At 62.3% G+C, this 15715-nt stretch carries 12 protein-coding genes and 1 pseudogene; 12 read left to right on the forward strand and 1 reads right to left on the reverse strand.

Annotated features, from left to right (window positions below; translation table 11 throughout):
* Positions 1-4 precede the first annotated feature (4 nt).
* The 7 genes from XH80_RS02645 to XH80_RS02675 all read left to right on the forward strand — a co-directional run bounded on the left by XH80_RS02645 (position 5) and on the right by XH80_RS02675 (position 8284).
* On the forward strand, positions 5-1114 hold the full coding sequence (locus tag XH80_RS02645) for an ABC transporter ATP-binding protein (protein ID WP_271597227.1): 1110 nt from the start codon (positions 5-7) through the stop codon (positions 1112-1114).
* Positions 1111-1989, forward strand: a complete 879-nt coding sequence (locus XH80_RS02650; protein WP_271597202.1) for an ABC transporter permease — start codon at positions 1111-1113, stop codon at positions 1987-1989. The genes XH80_RS02645 and XH80_RS02650 overlap by 4 nt, the downstream gene beginning before the upstream one ends.
* On the forward strand, positions 1986-2780 hold the full coding sequence (locus tag XH80_RS02655) for an ABC transporter permease (protein WP_057751280.1): 795 nt from the start codon (positions 1986-1988) through the stop codon (positions 2778-2780). Before XH80_RS02650 ends, XH80_RS02655 begins: the two co-directional genes overlap by 4 nt.
* A 32-nt stretch (positions 2781-2812) precedes the next feature.
* Positions 2813-3880: an ABC transporter substrate-binding protein gene (locus XH80_RS02660; protein ID WP_271597203.1), complete on the forward strand. Its 1068-nt coding sequence runs from the start codon at positions 2813-2815 to the stop codon at positions 3878-3880.
* A 49-nt stretch (positions 3881-3929) separates the two neighbouring features.
* Positions 3930-4280: a hypothetical protein gene (locus XH80_RS02665; RefSeq protein ID WP_271597204.1), complete on the forward strand. Its 351-nt coding sequence runs from the start codon at positions 3930-3932 to the stop codon at positions 4278-4280.
* Complete coding sequence (locus tag XH80_RS02670; RefSeq protein WP_271597205.1) at positions 4270-6531, forward strand: N,N-dimethylformamidase beta subunit family domain-containing protein; 2262 nt, start codon at positions 4270-4272, stop codon at positions 6529-6531. The genes XH80_RS02665 and XH80_RS02670 overlap by 11 nt, the downstream gene beginning before the upstream one ends.
* Positions 6532-6607: 76 nt before the next feature.
* The gene (locus tag XH80_RS02675; protein ID WP_271597206.1) at positions 6608-8284 is read left to right on the forward strand and encodes a N,N-dimethylformamidase beta subunit family domain-containing protein; all 1677 of its coding nucleotides are present in this window, start codon (positions 6608-6610) and stop codon (positions 8282-8284) included.
* Between the two features lie 109 nt (positions 8285-8393).
* On the opposite strand, the pseudogene XH80_RS02680 reads toward XH80_RS02675, so the two are convergent.
* Positions 8394-9098: pseudogene (locus XH80_RS02680) on the reverse strand (GntR family transcriptional regulator); the annotation flags it as partial.
* Between the two features lie 177 nt (positions 9099-9275).
* Here XH80_RS02680 and XH80_RS02685 point away from each other — a divergent pair.
* The 5 genes from XH80_RS02685 (at position 9276) to XH80_RS02705 (ending at position 15707) form a co-directional block, all read left to right on the forward strand.
* The gene (locus XH80_RS02685) at positions 9276-10502 is read left to right on the forward strand and encodes an aminotransferase class III-fold pyridoxal phosphate-dependent enzyme (RefSeq protein ID WP_271597208.1); all 1227 of its coding nucleotides are present in this window, start codon (positions 9276-9278) and stop codon (positions 10500-10502) included.
* A 454-nt stretch (positions 10503-10956) separates the two neighbouring features.
* Positions 10957-12588 carry a 3-(methylthio)propionyl-CoA ligase gene (locus XH80_RS02690; RefSeq protein ID WP_271597209.1) on the forward strand — a complete coding sequence of 544 codons (1632 nt, stop codon included), beginning with the start codon at positions 10957-10959 and terminating at the stop codon, positions 12586-12588.
* Positions 12589-12643: 55 nt separating this feature from the next.
* Positions 12644-13774 carry an acyl-CoA dehydrogenase family protein gene (locus XH80_RS02695; protein ID WP_271597210.1) on the forward strand — a complete coding sequence of 377 codons (1131 nt, stop codon included), beginning with the start codon at positions 12644-12646 and terminating at the stop codon, positions 13772-13774.
* Positions 13774-14550, forward strand: coding sequence for an enoyl-CoA hydratase/isomerase family protein (locus XH80_RS02700; protein ID WP_057751258.1), 777 nt, complete (start codon positions 13774-13776; stop codon positions 14548-14550). Before XH80_RS02695 ends, XH80_RS02700 begins: the two co-directional genes overlap by 1 nt.
* A complete protein-coding gene (locus tag XH80_RS02705) occupies positions 14550-15707 on the forward strand; it encodes an acyl-CoA dehydrogenase family protein (RefSeq protein WP_271597211.1) in 1158 nt (385 codons plus the stop codon). The genes XH80_RS02700 and XH80_RS02705 overlap by 1 nt, the downstream gene beginning before the upstream one ends.
* Positions 15708-15715 lie beyond the last annotated feature (8 nt).

Genomic DNA, 15715 nt, shown 5'->3' on the forward strand with positions numbered 1-15715 from the left:
GAATATTGCATCGGCAACACAATCGGCGTCGGGCGCATCGATCCGCATCAGTCGCCTCGAGAAGCGTTTCGGCGCCGTGTCCGCCGTCGATGGCGTCGATATCGATATTGCTGCCGGTGAATTTATCGCCCTGCTCGGACCGAGCGGCTCCGGGAAGACCACGATCCTGATGAGCGTTGCCGGATTCGAATTCCCGACCAGCGGCAGCATTCACGTCGATTCCGAAGACCTGACCTATGTCCCTTCGAACCGGCGCAACCTGGGAATGGTGTTCCAGAACTACACGCTGTTCCCCCACATGTCGATTCTCGATAATGTCGCCTTTCCCTTGAAGATGCGCGGTCTGCGGACGGCTGAACGCCATGCGCGCGCCGAAGCCGCGCTCGCGACCGTGCGTCTGGCGGGCTATGGCCATCGTCGTCCGAATGAGCTGTCCGGCGGCCAACAGCAACGCGTGGCGCTGGCGCGCGCGATCGTCTATCAGCCGCGCGTGCTGTTGATGGATGAGCCGCTCAGTGCGCTCGACAAGAACCTGCGCGAAGACATGCAGCTCGAGATCAAGCGACTGCATGCCGAGCTTGGCATCACCGTCATCTTCGTTACCCACGACCAAAGCGAGGCGCTGACCATGGCCGACCGGATCGCTGTCCTGAAGGATGGCAAGATCCAGCAGATCGGGCCGGCGCGCCAGCTTTATGAAAGGCCGACGAATCTCTTCACCGCCGGCTTCATCGGCGAGATGAATTTCGTCGGCGTCACCGTCGAAAGCGTCGGCGACAACGTCTCGGTGGCACTGCCATGGGGTGAAACATGGCGCCTGCCGGCCACGGCGGCCGTCGAGCCGGTTGCAGCCGGCGAAGCAGCGCTGCTGGCCGTGAGGCCCGAGCGGCTGCAACTTGGCGCCGGTTCGGGCGGGCAAGTCATCACTGTGACGCTGAGCGACATTGTCTATGCAGGGGCGGCGCTGCTTTTGATCGGTCGTCTGCCTGACGGCACCGAGATGCGCGCGCGAATTCCTGGCGCCTCGCAGCTCAGCGCCTTGGCCCCGGGCGACGTCGCGTCCTTTACCGTCCCCGTGGAGGCAATGCTGCTTTACCGAGGGAGCCGGCGATGACGGAGGCGCGGCGATCGCATTTCTGGCATTCCGACGGTCGCCGGCTCAGTGGCCTGTCGACGCTGCTGCTGCTCCTGCCATTCTTCGCCATCATCGCCTTCGTCTTCGTCTATCCGATCCTGCAGCTCCTGGTGATCAGCATCTTCGAGCCGCATCCGACCTTGGAGAACTACGCGCGCGTCGTTGAAAATCCGGTTCACATGCGCGTCCTGATGCGCACGCTCTGGACCGCGACGCTAGTGACGGCTTTGTCGGTGGTTCTCGGCTTCCCGGTGGCCTATTACATGAGTCGGGCGAAGGGGACTGTCGCGGCGCTTGTTGCGATCTGTGTCATCCTGCCGCTCTGGTCGAGCGTCCTCGTGCGCACCGCCGCCTGGTCCTTTCTGTTCCAGCGCAACGGACTGATCAATTCGGCGTTGATGGCTCTCGGTCTGACCTCTCAGCCGTTCAAGCTGCTTTATACCCAGAGCGCGGTGGTCATCGCCATGACCCATGTGCTCTTGCCGTTCATGATCCTGCCGATCTACGGCGCATTGCGCAGCATTCCTGACGACTATGGGCGTGCGGCCGCCGTGCTCGGCGCGACGCGTCTGCGGACCTTTCTGGAAGTCATCCTTCCCTTGAGCCTGCCGGGCGTCGTCTCCGGCTCGCTGCTGGTGTTCCTCACTGCGCTCGGCTTCTTCATTACGCCCGCGCTGCTCGGCTCGCCGCAGGAGATGATGATCTCGACGCTCGTTTCGAAACAGATCCGTGAGGTGCTCGATTGGCCCTTCGCTGCGGCTCTGGTCGGGGTGCTGACCGTATTCGTGACGTTGCTGGCGATCTTCTTCAGCAAGACGCTCCGGTTCGACCGTCTGATGGGGAATGCCTCGTGAAGCCGCCTGCTGACCGCGGATCGCTCGCGCTGGGGGCCTATGTCTATGCCGTGCTGGCCTTCATTATCGTGCCGCTAGTTATCGTCATTCCGATGTCGTTCAGCCAGAACGACTATCTGGCATTTCCGCCGTCCGGCTTCACGCTGAAATGGTACTCGGAATATTTCGACAGCAGGCAATGGCGTGCCGCGACCTGGCTCAGCGTGCAGGTGGCCTTGTTGACTGCCCTTTGCGCGTCGGTCATCGGCACGGCCGCGACCTATGCCATGATCCGCGGCCGTAGCCGGCTGGTCACGGCTTTCCAGATCCTCCTGATCGGGCCGATCATCGTGCCGCATATCGCGCTTGCCGTCGGCCTCTATCTGTTTTTTCAGACGATCGGTCTCTCCGGCACCATTCCCGGCTTCGTGCTGGCGCATACGGTGCTCACCCTGCCGTTCGTCGTGTTCACGATGGCCGCGGCCTTGGCAAAGGTCGATGCCAATCTGGAGGCGGCGGCCATGAGCTGCGGCGCGACACGCTTCCAGGCCTTCCGCCTGGTCACGTTGCCACTCGTCCTGCCGAGCCTTGCCAGCAGCGCGCTGTTTGCCTTCATCATCTCCTTCGACGAACCGGTGGTGTCGTTCTTTTTGTCCGGTGTGCGCCAGAAGACGCTGCCGCGTCGAATGTTCGAAGACATCGAGCAGAACCTGACGCCGGTGATTCCCGCGATCGCGACACTGTTGATCGTCTTGTCCATTTTGATTCTGCTGGGGGCCCATGTCCTCAGATCCCGCAGCGTCACCCGGTAGCGTCAGGTGAGAAGCCAGAGAGGAGACCGTCGATGTTGAGAACAGGTTGGATGTGGAAGTCGGCAGCTTTCGTGGTTGCTTTGGCGCTTTGCGGAGCGTTGCCGGCCGCGGCTGAAAAGCTGGAAGACCAGTTGGTGATTGCCACGACCGGTGGTCTGATGGGCAACACCCTCGCGAAATATTTCTACGATCCCTTCAACAAGGCCAAGAATGTCGAGATCGTCCCGGTCGCAATCGAGGTCCCGGACCAGTGGGCGCGCGCCAAGGCGATGCAGCGAACCGGCAAGGTGGAGTTCGACATCGTCACGGCAACAGGTCCCGATCTGGTGGGGCGCACCGACCTGCTCGAGAAGATCGACTGTGCGAAATTGCCGAGCGTCCAGAAGTTCGGTGTCTCCGACGCTTGTCAGCCCTACGGTGTCGCCCGCACGACCGGCGGCATGCTGATCACCTACAATACCGAGACGTTCAAGGACAAGGCGCCCAGGACATGGGCGGACTTCTGGGACGTCAAGCAGTTTCCCGGGCCGCGAGGACTGCCCGATACCGGCGACAGCGATTGGTGGGTGCCGGTCGCCGCGCTGCTCGCCGACGGCGTCAAGCCGGAGCAGCTTTTCCCGCTGGACATCGGTCGCGCCTACAAGAAGCTGGACGAGATCCGTCCCAATGTCGCGGTATGGTGGAAGACGGGCGATCAGGTGCAACAGATCATGCGCAGCCGCGAGGTCGTCATGGCCATGAGCTACTCAGGCCGCGCGCTTGCCGTCGTGAAGGAGGGCGTACCGGTCGCCATGTCCTGGGACCAGGCCATTCGCGACACCGGTTACATGGCTGTTCTCAAGGGGGCGCCTGACCTCAATGCCGCCATGGCCTATCTCGACTTCTTCTATGCAAGCTCCGATGCGCATGTGCCGTTCATGCGCGCCGTCAACTATGCGACGGCCAGCAGATCGGCCATCGAGCTGCTGAAGCCGGAGGAGCGCAATCTCTACGCGACTTCGCCGGAGAATTACGAAAAGCTGGTCAAGCCCGATTTCGCCTGGATCGGCGAACATCGTAACGAGCTGCGGGAGCGGTGGATGGCCTGGCTGACCCGCTGATCCGCGGCAGCCGCCTCCGCCATTCGCCTTTGCAAGATGAGGACGTACGATGGATCACACCAGTGACCCCGGTGCGATGCGCTACGTGATCGATCCCGGACGGCTCGATCTCGTCGAGGAGTTCCGCGCAAGTCCACTCGGCGTACATAGCCCGGAACTTCGCAAGCTGTTGGCGCGGATGCGATGGGGCAGGCCGGAAGGGCGACTGGTCCTGATCGTGCTCGAACCCGGCAAGGCCTGGCGGCTGTCACGCATCCCCAAGCGCCGGGGCGATCCGATGCCTTTCGTCGATGATCGCGTCTTCACCTCTCTCGCTGAAGCGGAGTGGCACGTGTTCAAGCTGCGTTGGCAGGACATGACGGGCACGACGCTGCCCGCGGAGGTCTCCGGTGATCTATAGGACCAACGAGTATCTCGGCTATCCGGATAGCATCAGCGTCCCGGCTGGTGAGTCCGTCAGATTCCAGCTGAGCAGCAAGCGGCCGAGCGTGAAGATCGAGGTGCTCAGGCTGCGCAGCGGCGACGTCGATGCAAACGGCCCGGGCTTCAAATATGAGGTGATGACGAGCAGCATAGACGGTGAGCATGCCTGCCTCGACCAGCCGATCCGCCCGGGATCCAACGCTGTCGTTGATCACGACGGTGCACTGGTCCCGACCGGCGGGCACTGGTGTTTCGGAGCCTACGTGTATCCGACGCGGATCGTGGATAATGCCAAAGCCGTGATGGGAAATTGGTGCGAGCGCTCGGCGCGCGGCTATGGGCTCGAGCTCGACGAGGAGGGGCATCCGGTCCTGGTGCTGGGTCAAGCGAGCGGTACGCCAGCCCGCTTTGCCCTCGACGTCAAGCTGCGCCTGCGCGTCTGGGCATTCGTATCGTGCGCGCTTGATCTTGCCCAAGGATCGGCCTCCGTGTCGCTGATCGTTCCGGCAGACGGCGTTCGGCCGGCGGCCGCCTATTCGAAATCGTTCGTCCTGCCGCAAGCGGCTGCATTCGACTCCGGACTGCCGTTCCTGATCGCGGCCCACCATCTGAACGGCGATCGCCAATATACCTCGCACTTCGACGGCAAGATCGAGGCGCCTCGTGTCTTTTCGCGTTCGCTGGACCCAGAGGCGCTGCGTGTCTTCGACGGCCGGCAGCGGACGGGAGCAAGTGATGTCGGGCTTGTCGCCTTCTGGGACTTCTCGAATGGAATCTCGTCAACGTCGATCAGGGATCTTTCGCCGAACGGCCTGCACGGCAACCTCCGCCAGTTACCGCGCAGGGGCGTGACAGGCTTTCACTGGTCTGGATCCGTCCACGACTGGCGGATGTCGCCGCAGGAATATGCGGCGATTCATTTCCACAGCGACGACATCTACGATTGCGAGTGGCAGACCACCTGCACGCTCGATGTGCCGGTCCACTGGCGGTCAGGCGTCTACGCGCTCCGGCTGACCCCGGGGGGCGACGATCCTGACCGGGACTGCGAGAGCTACGTCACCTTCTTCGTGACACCAGGCAAGACGTCGCGGCGTGCAGATCTCGTCGTGGTCGCTTCGGTCGCGACTTATCTCGCCTATGCCAACAGCGCGTTGCGTCTCTACCAAGTCCACTTCGAGACGCTGATGGAGCATGTTCTGTGGTTGCCGCAAGATGACGTCTTCATGCAGGAGAACCCGGAGATCGGCCAGTCGACCTATGATTGCCATGTCGACGGCTCGGGGCGAGCGTACAGCTCCTGGCTGCGACCCATCCTGAACATGCGCCCGCGCGGCTACTGGTTCAATTTGATCAACGACACCCACATCCTCGACTGGCTCGAGGAGAAAGGCATCGCCTACGATCTGATCACGGATGTCGAGCTTGACCGGGGAGGCGCGCGTGCACTTGCGCCTTACCGGGTCATGATGACGCCGACCCATCCCGAGTATTATAGCCTCAATATGATGAACGCGATCATGGCGTATCAGAACGCCGGCGGGCGGCACATCTCGATGGGGGGCAATGCATTCTATTGGCGCTGCGGCTTTCATCCGGCCGCGCCCGCCGCGCTCGAGGTTCGCCGCGGCATGGCCGGAACCCGCACTTGGGAATCGGAGCCGGGCGAAGTTCATCTTGCCGGCACCGGCGAGCCGGGCTCACTGTGGCGGCGTTCGGGCTTTGCACCCCAAAAGCTCGTCGGCGTCGGGTTCTCGGCCATGATCAACGATACCTGCGGCTACTATCTGCGGACGGCTGAAAGCGAGGATACGCGTGTCGCGTTCATCTTCGAGGGCACAGGCCGTCACGACAAGTTCGGTGATTTTGGATTTCGCTACAACGGCGCCGTCGGGAGCGAAATCGACCGCTACGATCTCGAGCTCGGAACTCCGCCGCATGCGTTGCGGATCGCGACATCGGAAGGATTGGGCGCGGGCGCGCTGCCGACGCCCGAGGAATTTCGCACCGTGGTCGATGGTCTCGACGGGACGCAAAATGCCCTGGTGCGCGCCGACATGGTGTTCTTCGAGACCGCCCACGGTGGCGCGGTCTTTGCGACGGGATCGATCACCTACGGCATGTCGTTGGGCCACAACAACTATGACAACAACATCAGCACGATCACCCTGAACGTCGTGAACCGGTTTCTCGATCCACGGCCTTTCATCATGCCTGCCAGAGCCTAGCGGGCTGACTGGACTTCGGCTCCACAAGAATTGCCATCTCGTCGCCAGAGATGGTTCTCGAACCTGGGAGGCTGTCATGCCGGACAAGCGCGATTTTCAAGCCCCGGAATTGGGAGCCCTCAATGTCGCTCCCCGCAAGGCGCGCCCGATGCATGCGGACGAGCACTGGGGCAGCCAGCCCTGGTACGAAGCGCCGCGCGGCGATCCTGCCGTAGCGGAGGTCTACACCTATACCGACGCAATGTCTTACGACCCCGGAGACGAAGTCGTCTTTCGCTCTTCCGCAACGGTAAAGGCCTGGCGGCTGCAGATCTATCGCGACGATCTCGAACCCGAGATGGTGCATGAGATCGACGCGCTTGACGGTGTGTTCACGGCGACGCCGTCCGATGCCTATCGCAATGGCTGCAACTGGCCCGTCGCGCATCGCTGGACATTGCCGCCGGATCTGCGCTCGGGATTCTATCGCGTGGTCTCGTCGTGCGAACGAGCGAACGGGGCCCGCTTCGTCCAGCATCATTTCTTCGTCGTGCGTCCGACCGAGGCGACGCGGCGCGCGAAGATCCTGATGATCCTACCGACCGGCACCTGGACCGCGTACAATGATTTCGGCGGTGCCAATCATTATTTCGGGGTCGAAGGTCCTGACAGGGACGAGCCCTCGCCGGTGTTGTCGCTGCAGCGGCCGTGGACGCGCGGCGTGGTCTGGCTGCCATCAGGTGCGCCGCGCATCTGCGCCGATCCTGTACCCGAGATGGGTGACGCGCCGCGCTACCCGATGAAGGAGTGGGCTTTCGCCAACGGCTTTGGCCAGTATTACGCAGCGGCGGGCTGGGCCCAGTTCGACCGGCATTTCGTGCACTGGGCGCAGAAGGAAGGCTACGCCCTCGATATGATCACCCAGACCGATCTTCACTACCGGCCCGAACTGCTCGACGCCTATCCTTGCGTCACCATCATCGGCCATGACGAGTATTGGACGTGGGAGATGCGGGAGGCGATCGAGCGCTATGTGGAAGGCGGCGGGCGGCTCGCGCGCTTCGGCGCCAATTTCCTGTGGCAGATCCGGCTCGAAGAAGATGGCAAGCGCCAAGTCTGCTACAAGTTCAAGGCTATCCACAAGGACCCGATCGTCGGCACGGACCGTGCGCGTCTGATGACGTCGGCCTGGGAAGATCGCAACGTCCGTTGGCCCGGCGCCTCGACGGTCGGCGTGAACGGCGCGCACGGTCTCTACGCATCCTGGGGCGGCTTCGCGCCGAATGGCCAAAGAGGCTTTACCGTCTATCGCCCGGAGCATTGGGCCTTTGCCGGCACAGGGCTGCACTATGCCGATATCTTCGGCGACAAGCAGCACATCTTCGCCTACGAGGTCGACGGGCTGGACTACACGTTCCGCAACGGTCTTCCTTTTCCGGTCCCGGCCGAGGGGCAGCCCGAGACCATCCAGATCCTGGCGATGGCGCCGGCCGTCCTGGCCGAGGACGAGCCGCCAGGTGAGGGCTTCCGCTATTACGTGCGCAGTAGCGACCTCGAAGGCCTGGTGGAATGCATCACCGGCGAGGTCACGCCCGAGGGATTGGCCCGTTACAAATACGGCTCGGGCATGATGGTGCACATGACCCGCGGCAAAGGCGAGGTGCTGACGGCGGCGACCTGCGAATGGGTGATGGGGCTGAAGCGCGGCGACCCGTTCACGCAGCGGATCACCCGCAACATCCTCGATCAATTCACTGCGCCCCGTTCCGCGTGAGCGGTTGTCAGCGGCGCCTGGCTTTCGCGCGCGCTGCTTTGGATGGCGGTGCGGCGCGCGTTTGCGTCGCTTCAATCTCCACCTCCTCGTCAATGGCCGTCTCTGGAGTCATGAAGCGCGTGCCGCCATGCTTCTCCAGCAACCGGACGAGGTTCTGGCCGCCCTCCATCATGTCGGCCTGGATCGACTCGCGAACCTTGTCCGGCCGGCGCTGCCGCAGATTCTTGAGAACAGACAGGTGCTGATGTTCGTTTGGATAGGTGGGGGGCGCGTGCGGGTAATGGAAATTCAACAAGGGTCCGTTGCGCATCCAGATATCGTCAAGGATGGCGAGCACTTCGGGAAGACCCGATCCATCATAGAGACCGCGGTGGAATTGCCAGTTGGCGCGGACCGCGTCGGACCATCTGCGCTCCTTCTCCGCGCTGATCAGCTCGCGGTGAGTGGCCTCCATCTTGTCGATATCGGCTTCGGAGATGCGCGTGGTTGCGTGTTCGGCGGCAAGTCCTTCGAGAAACAGCCTGACGGTTCTGAGCTCGATATATTGCTTCGCCGTCATGTGGGCGACCATGATCGAGCGTCCCGCCTGCATCTCGAGCGCACGACCGCGCACGAGCTGCATCAGGGCTTCGCGGATCGGTGTCTCCGACACGTTCATGGTCGCGGCAAGGTCGCGAATCTTGAAGCGATGGCCCGGCCAGAACCGGCCTTCCATCAGCGCCTGACGCAGATTGTTGTAGACCAGGCTCGTCAGGCTGTCGCGAGCCACCGGGCCCACGCCGCCTTCACCATGTCTCTGGTCAACGTCAGCCATTCTCGGTCCCCGAAAGGTCTGGGCCGTTTCGGCAATCCGCGCCGATACGGAGTCGGAATCCGGACCCTAGCCTCGACAAGAGGGTCTACGGGTCTGGGCCGGTAAAGCAACAATTCCCTTGTCATCGACAACATAATATATGATATATCAAAATTAGAAGAGAGAGAAAGAGAAGGCATGCCGGAACTGATCAGGACAAGGGATGCTGCCCTGCGGGCGCGGGCCGAGAAGGTCGTGCCAGGCGGGATGTGGGGACATCTCCACGCGGCCAAGTTGCCGGAGACGTATCCGCAGTTCTTCAGCCGCGGCGAGGGCGGCGTCCTCTGGGATGTCGACGGTCACCGCTACGTGGACTTCATGTGCAGCTGGGGTCCCAACTTGCTCGGCCACCATCATCCCGAGGTGGAGGAAGCGGCCGAGCGTCAACGGCGCGACGGCGACTGTCTCAACGGTCCGGCCGAGATCATGGTCGAGCTGGCTGAACTCGTCGTCGAAACGGTGGGCCATGCCGATTGGACCCAGTTTCAGAAGAACGGTACCGATGCGACGACGACATGCGTCACGATCGCAAGGGCTGCAACCGGTCGGCGAAAGATCCTCGTCGCCAAGAAGGCCTATCATGGTGCCGTGCCGTGGTGCTCACCGTCGCTTCTCGGCGTGACCGCGGAGGATCGCGCTCATCTCGGATATTTCACTTTCAACGACGTCGAGAGTCTCGAGGCGGCGGCTGACGCGGCGCGCGATGATCTTGCTGGAATTTTAATTTCGGCATTTCGCCACGATCTCGGGGTCGACCAGGAACTTCCAACCCTGGAGTTCGCGCGTGCGGCGCGTCGCATCTGTGACAGCAAGGGGGCGGCGCTTATCATCGACGAAGTTCGCGCCGGCCTCCGCCTCAATGCCGCGGGTAGCTGGGAAGGGCTCGGCGTTCAGCCCGATTTATCTGCCTGGAGCAAGGCGATCGCCAATGGTCATGCCCTGGCGGCTGTGACCGGTGCCGACTGGCTGCGTCGTGCTGCGTCCCAGGTCTTCGTCACGGGGTCATTCTGGGCCGGCGCCGTCGCCATGGCTGCTGCCGTCGCCACATTGAAGATCGTGCGCAGGGACGATGTGCCGACCCGCCTTGCGCAGCTCGGGCAAACGCTGCGTGATGGCCTCGAGACGCGCTCCCGCCAGTTCGGTCTTTCGATCCGCCAATCGGGACCGGTGCAAATGCCGACCCTTTTGTTTGAAGAGGACCCGGACTACCGGAAGGGTTCAGCCTTCTGCAGCGCGATGCTTGCCAGGGGCGTTTACTTCCATCCCAAGCACAACATGTTCCTCTGTGCCGCTCATACCGAGGCCGACATCGCCGCTGCTCTCCAGGCGGCAGAGCACGGCTTTGCAACTGTGGCGGCGCTTTGATTGTCACGTGGTGCAAAGACGAATGCCCATGTTCGGTCGAATAAGCCCAGTGGTGCGACCAGTAAGCGGTTATGTTCTTTACCGTCGCTATCTCTCAAGTAGGGTTTTCGAAATATTGGGTCTCGCTATCTAGCGGACCAGGGACTCGAACCCCGCAAAACTAGAGTCGCGGGACGATCATTCCTGGCGAGATGCTACGGCAACGTCGTGGACTTCGGCACGCTGCGAAATGGTCATTTTGGTCTGCGAGATCGCTCTGGTTTGCCTCATGATGGCGCCGGGAGCGCCGCAGACGAAAGGCGATACGATCGCCATCAGCGCATTTTCAAGGATGTGAAATTCACCTCGCGCGGATCGTTTCGTTTGACAGCGCACACCTCCACCAAGAAATGTCGGGGCCGGCGGCGAGCAACATCAACAATGGCCGCCCCGCAGGATTACGGAGGAAGCGTCAGTGCTCGGCTTGATGCAGGATCGACCGTTACTGATCTCGAGTCTCATCGAGCATGCAGCGCATTACCATCCCAAGGCGGAGATCGTCAGCAAGACCTGCGAGGGGACGATCTATCGCAGCAACTATGCCGGGCTCCGCTCGCGCGCCGCAAAACTCGCTAGGGCGCTGATCAAACTTGGCATCGGGCCAGGCGATCGCGTTGCGACGCTCGCCTGGAACACCCATCGTCACATGGAGCTCTATTTCGCCGTATCCGGCATCGGCGCGGTGCTGCACACCGTCAATCCGCGCCTGTTTCCGGAGCAGATCGATTACATCATCAACCACGCCGAAAATCGGGTTCTGTTGTTCGATATCACCTTTGCGGATCTCGTTCACAAGCTGCGGCCGAATCTGACCACCGTCGAGCATCTGGTCGCGATGACGGACGGCGCGCACCTTCCGGCTCAGCCTCTCGGTTGTCTCTCTTATGAGACGTTGGTCGAGGCGGAAGACGATATTCTGGACTGGCCGGTGTTCGACGAGCGAACCGCATCATCGCTCTGCTACACATCCGGCACGAGCGGCAACCCCAAGGGGGTGCTCTACAGTCACCGCTCGACCATCCTGCATTCCTTTGTCGCCTGCGCGAACGATGGTCTCAAGCTGTGCAGCAGCGACAGCGTTCTTCTCGTTGTGCCCTTGTTCCACGTCAATGCTTGGGGAATTCCCTATGCTGCCGCCATGTGTGGGGCCAAGGTCGTGCTGCCCGGTCCCGCTCTGGACGGCAAGAGCATCTTCGAGCTGGCGGCGCAGGAAGGCTGCAACTTCTCGCTCGGCGTGCCGACCGTCTGGCTCGGCCTCTTCAAGTACATCGAGGAAAATCCCGCGCTCGATCTCTCCGCGATCAAGCTCGATCGCGTGGTCGTCGGGGGATCCGCCGCGCCGCGCAGCATCATCGAGAAGTTCCGTAGCATCTTCGGTACATTCGTCATCCACGCCTGGGGAATGAGCGAGACAAGCCCGCTCGGCTCGATCGGCAATCTGCTGCCGGTTCATCGCGATCTGCCTGCCGCCGAGCAGGTATCGGTTCAGTGCAAGCAGGGGCGCGCGATCTATGGCGTCGAGCTCAGGATCGTCGACGAAGACGGAACACCGCTTCCGCATGACGGAGCGAGCGCCGGAAACCTGATGGTGCGCGGCCCATGGGTTGCTGCGGGCTACTTCAAGGGGGAGGGCGGCGCAGTGTTGGATGCTGAAGGCTGGTTCGCGACGGGCGATGTCGCGACGATCGATCCCGACGGCTACATCCAGATCACCGATCGCTCGAAGGACGTGATCAAGTCCGGCGGCGAATGGATCTCCTCGATTGACCTCGAGAATGTCGCGGTTGCCCATCCGGCCGTACAGGAGGCAGCGGTCATCGGTCTGCCGCATCCGAAGTGGCAAGAGCGGCCGCTCCTGGTCGTGGTCCGAAAGCCAGACACCGATCCCGCGCGCGAGGACATCTTGGACTACATGTCCGTCCGCGTCGCCAAATGGTGGTTGCCCGACGATGTCGTCTTCGTGAACGAGTTGCCCCATACCGCAACCGGAAAGCTGCAAAAGACCAAGCTGCGCGAACTGTTCAAGGATCATGCGTTACCGAACTGACGCCGGCGCACCGCTGTGCGCCCCCTGAAAAAGGTGCCACAGAAAAGCAGAGACCATGCCCAAACTGATGCTCGACGATCCCGATGGTACACTCGTGATGCTTAGCGACAGCGTCACCGGCTTTGCCGGCCGCTTTCCGGGAGCAAAGGCAATGCGCGAGAGGCGCGGACGCGGCGGAACCATGGACCCGCTGGTCTGGTCTGCGATGGCTGAAGCGGGCTGGATCGGATTGTTGCTGCCGCAGGAATGCGGTGGCGCGGGCCTCGGGCTGCGCGAGCAGACAGTGCTTAGTGAGGCGCTGGGGCGAGCGTTGATCGCCGAGCCGACCGGTGCAGCCTCCGTCTTCGCTGCGACGCTGGTCGGTGGAGCTTCGCCGGGTGCGGAGCGCAGCCGTCTTGCGGCTGGAATGACCAGCGGCGAGATCATCGCCGTACCGGCATGGACGTCCGGTGCGAAGCCGATGACCGCACGCAGCGTCAATGGCAGCATCTTGCTGTCGGGCGAGATGCGCTTCGTCGATGCCGCGCGCGCAGCAACGGACTTCCTTGTGGTCGCCCAGAGCGCCGACGGCGTCATACTCCTCAGCGTCGCTGCCGATGCGCCAGGTTTGGCGATTTCGGAACGGGCCGGAGTTGACGGCGGTGCGCTTGCGACCATCTCGTTTTCCGATTGTGCGATGCCGGCGGATCGCGTGCTGTCGCGCGCGAACCGCTGCGAGGATCTGCTCCGGCGGGCCATCCTGCATACGCGTCTGGCACTCGCAGCCGAGCTGACCGGAGTGTCGTCGAAAGCGCTTGAGCTCACCATTGCCTACACGAGCGACCGCCTGCAGTTCGGCAAGCCGATCGCCAGCTTCCAGGCCATTCAGCATCGGCTTGTCGACATGTGGATCGAGGCGGATTTTGCGGCTGCCGCCGTGGTCAACGCGGTCGATGCATTACAGGCAAAGGATGACGATGCGGCGGAGCTCGCGGTGCTGGCGGCCAAGGCGCGCGCGGGCGAAGCCGCATTTTCGATCTGCCGGCGCGCGGTGCACCTTCATGGCGCCATGGGTTACACCGACGAATGCGATATCGGGCTCTATCTGAAACGCGCCATCAATCTCAATGCCATGCTGGGCCAACCTGAACAGCTGCGCCTGGAATTTGTCGAACGCGAAAGCGGCTATGGCCGCGGGAGGACTTAATGGACAACAATCTGATCAAGACCGAGATCAAGGATCACATCGCGATTGTAACGATGGATGCGCCACCGGTGAACGCACAGTCCAAGGAGTTCGTCGAGGAGTTCATCGCGGTCTTCGACGAACTGAACGAGACCCCGTCGGTGCGGGTGATCGTGTTGACCGGCGCCGGAAAGACCTTTTCGGCGGGAGCCGACATCAAATCGCGCGGCAAGGTCGGCGCGGTGCCGGGCGACACCTATCGGCATCTGCGGCGCGCTCGCGAGGTAGGCTTCTGCATCATCGAATCCAACAAGCCGGTGATCGCGGCGGTGAATGGCCCGGCGCTGGGAGCCGGCCTCGGCCTTGCGCTCTGCTCGGACATCATCCTGGCGTCCGAGAATGCGGTCTTCGGCCTGCCCGAGATCGACGTCGGGCTGATGGGCGGGGTGCGGCATACGATGCGGATCATCCCGCATACGCTGGCGCGCCGCATGGTGTTGACCGGTTACCGGGTGCCTGCGGCCGAGCTCTATCGCCGTGGCATCATCGAGGACTGCCTGCCTCGGGAAGAGCTGATGCCGTCAGCCATGAGGATGGCGGCCGAGATCGCCAAGAAGAGCCCGATGGCGCTGAAGCTTGCCAAGCGCGCGATCAATACGGTCGAAACGATGGGCCTGAAGGACGGCTATCGTTTCGAGCAGAACCTCACGGTGGAGATGACGCAGCACGAGGATTCCAAGGAAGCGATGCGGGCTTTCATGGAGAAGCGCACGCCCGTTTTCAAGGACGTGCTTTGATGGCGCCCGACTGGAACGAGGTTCCCGACGAGGAGTTCAGGTCGGTCTTTCGTACGTGGGTCGACCAGAACTGCCCCGCCCATCTCCGGTACATGCGCAAGCAGCGTCCACTCTTCAACGAAGTCGCCGAATGGTACCATGCGCTGGCCGCCAAGGGGTGGCTGGCGCCCACCTGGCCCCGGCAATATGGCGGCATGGGCCTCTCGGCGGCCAAGCACATGATCTATGTCGAGGAATGGGGACGTCTCGGCTGTCCACGCATTCCGGATCATGGTATCGGCCTGGTCGGTCCGCTCCTGATTCAGTACGGCACTGAGGAACAGAAGGCTCACTACCTGCCTTGCATCCTGTCCGGCGAGCACGTCTGGTGTCAGGGTTATTCCGAACCCAATGCAGGATCTGATCTCGCGAGCCTCAGGACATCCGCTGAGCTGGATGGCGACGTGTTCGTGGTGAACGGACAGAAGATCTGGACCACGCTCGCCCATTGCGCCAACTGGATCTTCGTCCTGGTCCGTACCGAGCGCGACGCCAAGGTACGCCAGAAGGGTATCACCGTTCTTTTGCTCGATTTGACCTCGCCCGGCGTTCGTGTCCGGCCGATCGAAAATCTGCGCGGCGAGGCAGATTTCTGCGAGGTCTTCTTCGATAACGTGCGTGTGCCGCTGAAGAACCTGGTTGGCAAGATCCACGAGGGCTGGACCGTCGCGAAGTCGGTGCTCGGCCACGAACGTATCTTTCTCGGCGCGCCGACGCGGCCGGAATATGCGCTCGAACGTCTGCGGCGGCTCGCAGAAGCACGTGGAGCGTTCGAGGATCCCGCGTTTCTGTCTCGTTTCGCGCGGTTGCGGCTAGACCTCTACGATCTCGGATCAGCCTTCGAGCGCTATGCGAAAGTCCTGCGTGCGGGCGGAGAACTGGGCGCCGATGTCTCCGCTCTCAAGATATTCACGACTGAGCTCTATCAGCGGATCACGGAGGAAATGCTAACTGTCGCAGGCGAAGAGGCGCGATTTGCCGACGATCTCGGCGCCGGAGACATCGATATCGATGCGATGAACCTCTTTCTCGACTCCCGCGCGCCCGCGATCTTCGGCGGCTCCAACGAGATTCAGCGCAATATCCTGGCCAAGGCAGTGCTCCAACTTCCCGGTTGATTGCCGCG

The sequence above is a fragment of the Bradyrhizobium sp. CCBAU 45384 genome, assembly GCF_028128665.1.
In the GTDB taxonomy this organism is placed as follows: Bacteria; Pseudomonadota; Alphaproteobacteria; order Rhizobiales; family Xanthobacteraceae; genus Bradyrhizobium; species Bradyrhizobium manausense.

Bases quoted from the DNA above. Each gene is read 5' to 3' on its own strand.
- XH80_RS02665 (WP_271597204.1), top strand. From the start codon at position 3,930: ATGGATCACACCAGTGACCCCGGTGCGATGCGCTACGTGATCGATCCC.
- XH80_RS02650 (WP_271597202.1), top strand. From the start codon at position 1,111: ATGACGGAGGCGCGGCGATCGCATTTCTGGCATTCCGACGGTCGCCGG.
- XH80_RS02675 (WP_271597206.1), top strand. From the start codon at position 6,608: ATGCCGGACAAGCGCGATTTTCAAGCCCCGGAATTGGGAGCCCTCAAT.
- XH80_RS02695 (WP_271597210.1), top strand. From the start codon at position 12,644: ATGCCCAAACTGATGCTCGACGATCCCGATGGTACACTCGTGATGCTT.
- XH80_RS02705 (WP_271597211.1), top strand. From the start codon at position 14,550: ATGGCGCCCGACTGGAACGAGGTTCCCGACGAGGAGTTCAGGTCGGTC.
- XH80_RS02685 (WP_271597208.1), top strand. From the start codon at position 9,276: ATGCCGGAACTGATCAGGACAAGGGATGCTGCCCTGCGGGCGCGGGCC.
- XH80_RS02660 (WP_271597203.1), top strand. From the start codon at position 2,813: ATGTTGAGAACAGGTTGGATGTGGAAGTCGGCAGCTTTCGTGGTTGCT.
- XH80_RS02700 (WP_057751258.1), top strand. From the start codon at position 13,774: ATGGACAACAATCTGATCAAGACCGAGATCAAGGATCACATCGCGATT.